A 2,042-nucleotide genomic window follows, 5' to 3' on the forward strand; every position below is an offset into this window, starting at 1 on the left:
CCGCCGCGCTCGCCGCCAGCCCGGCCCGCGCCGGTATCCCGGGCAGGGCGCCGGTCCCCGCCGCCGCCGTCACCACACCGGCGGTCCGGCCGGTTGACCCCCGCGTCGCGTACTCCCGCGACCGCTGATCCAACTCCTCAAGGAGGCCCTTCCATGGCCGTTGTTGGTAACCCTGGCTGTCAGAAGTCGTGGAATGGCTGGGGTGGTGGCCCGTCGTTCCTGGGCCGCCACCGGTGGGAGCGGTCAGCAGCAGCTGCACCCCGTGGCGCATCCGCATGCGTCGCCAGCGGACGCGGCGGGTTCGTGTCCGGTGGTGGGAGCGCAGCAGCCCTTGCCTTGCCAGGCATCGCGGCCTTCCTTGACGGCGAGGGCGGCGATGACGAGGGCGGCGATCGGGTCGGCCCAGGACCAGCCGAGCAGCAGGTTGGCCAGGAGGCCGACGAGGAGTACGGCCGAGAGGTAGGTGCAGAGCAGGGTCTGCTTGGAGTCGGCGACCGCCGAGGCGGAGCCGAGTTCCCGGCCGGTCCTGCGCTGGGCGGCCGACAGGAACGGCATGATCGCCAGCGAGAGGGCGGCGAGCACGATGCCGGGGAGCGAGTGGTCGGCTTCGCCGGTGCCGGTCAGCGCGCGTACGGAGCCGAGGGAGACGTAGAGCGCCAGGGCGAAGAAGGAGACGGCGATGATCCGCAGGGTGCGCTTCTCGCGGGCTTCGCGAGTGGTGTGGTCACGTGCGGAGAACTGCCAGGCGACCGCCGCGGCGGACGAAACCTCGATGACGGAGTCGAGGCCGAAGCCGATCAGCGCGGTGGAGGAAGCGATGGTCCCAGCGGTGATGGCAACGATCGCCTCGATGACGTTGTAGGCGATCGTCGCGGCGACCAGCAGGCGTATCCGGCGGGTGAGCAGGTCGCGGCGGGCGGGGCTGGGGCCGAGGGATATCACGGTCATTCAGCAGCAGCCCTTCTCGTCGGCATCGGCGCAGGTGCGGTCGGCTTCGACCGCGACCACGGCGGCCCGGAGGTCGTCGAGTGCGTGGCCGAGACGTTCATCGGCGAGTTCGTAGCGAGTGCGGCGGCCATGGGGGACGGTGACGACCAGGCCGCAGTCGCGCAGGCAGGCCAGGTGGTTCGACAGCCGGGTGCGGGAGATGCCGAGGCTGTCGGCGAGGTCGGCCGGGTAGGCCGGGGCCTGGCGCAGGGCGAGCAGGATGCGGCAGCGGATGGGGTCGGCGAGGGCGCGACCGAACCGCGCCAGCACGTCGATGTCAGCGGCGAGTGTCAGCACCCTCCGACAATACAGAGATTCCTGAATTCAGGAAACCGTGGACCATTGATCGCTGCCGGAAAGCCCGGCCAGCATGAGCTGTGGCATGCCGAGTCAGCGGCGGCTGACTTCTGCGGCGTAGTCGGCGCCGAAGCCCTGACCGTTCTACCCGCCACGTCAGACGACTGATCGCCTACACCACCACAAGGGACATGACCCCGTGCGGCTCTACCAGCGCTTCTCGGCCGGACCAAACCCCGGATTTGCCGGACGCTCTGCCCACTGGCCCACCTCCAACGGGTCCTTCGCTCCCTCTGCCCCGGAGACTTCCGTGCCTACCTCGATCACCATCACGTCCGAGTTCAGCGGCAGCGTCGTTGCCAAGGGCGCTACTGACGACCTCTCCGCGCAGCTCCTCCGTCACGCCGGTTTCAAGCAGATCGACGACTGGCACGGCCGACGCCATCGCCTGCCCACCACCACTCCGCTCGCCGACCAGGTCGCCATCGCCAGCCATGCGGCCGAGATGCTTCGAGCCGCTCGCTATGACGTCACCCTCCCGCCGTCTCTCGACACCGCCCGGCTGAGCCCTCCGGTGCATGCGCTGGGGCCCTACGCCGCCGGAGCCGAACTCCTCAGCATCACGGACCAGATCCGTGCGGCCGAAGACGGAGCCAGCCTTCAGCGGGCAGTTGACCACCTCCTTCACCCCGAGCACGGTGCGCTGGAGCGTGTCCGGGAGGCGCTGGAAGCAGCGGGAGAACAGGTCAACGACCTGG

2 protein-coding genes and 1 pseudogene are annotated in these 2,042 nt (G+C 69.9%); 1 reads left to right on the plus strand and 2 read right to left on the minus strand.

Annotation, left to right across the window (positions count from 1 at the left end; translation table 11 throughout):
• Positions 1-243: 243 nt before the first annotated feature.
• Both B9S57_RS13920 and B9S57_RS13925 read right to left on the minus strand, forming a co-directional pair.
• Positions 244-948 (minus strand): cation transporter, encoded by a 705-nt coding sequence (locus B9S57_RS13920; protein WP_056704931.1) that lies wholly within the window; start codon positions 946-948, stop codon positions 244-246.
• Positions 949-1,284 (minus strand): helix-turn-helix transcriptional regulator, encoded by a 336-nt coding sequence (locus tag B9S57_RS13925; protein WP_056704932.1) that lies wholly within the window; start codon positions 1,282-1,284, stop codon positions 949-951.
• A 310-nt stretch (positions 1,285-1,594) separates the two neighbouring features.
• On the opposite strand from B9S57_RS13925, the pseudogene B9S57_RS13930 reads away from it, so the two are divergent.
• Positions 1,595-2,042, plus strand: a pseudogene (locus B9S57_RS13930) (hypothetical protein); the annotation flags it as partial.

The sequence above is a fragment of the Streptomyces sp. SM10 genome, from assembly GCF_002910915.1.
GTDB lineage: Bacteria > Actinomycetota > Actinomycetes > Streptomycetales > Streptomycetaceae > Streptomyces.

Excerpts from the sequence above, each read along its gene's own strand:
- B9S57_RS13920 (WP_056704931.1), bottom strand. The coding sequence starts at position 948 with ATGACCGTGATATCCCTCGGCCCCAGCCCCGCCCGCCGCGACCTGCTC.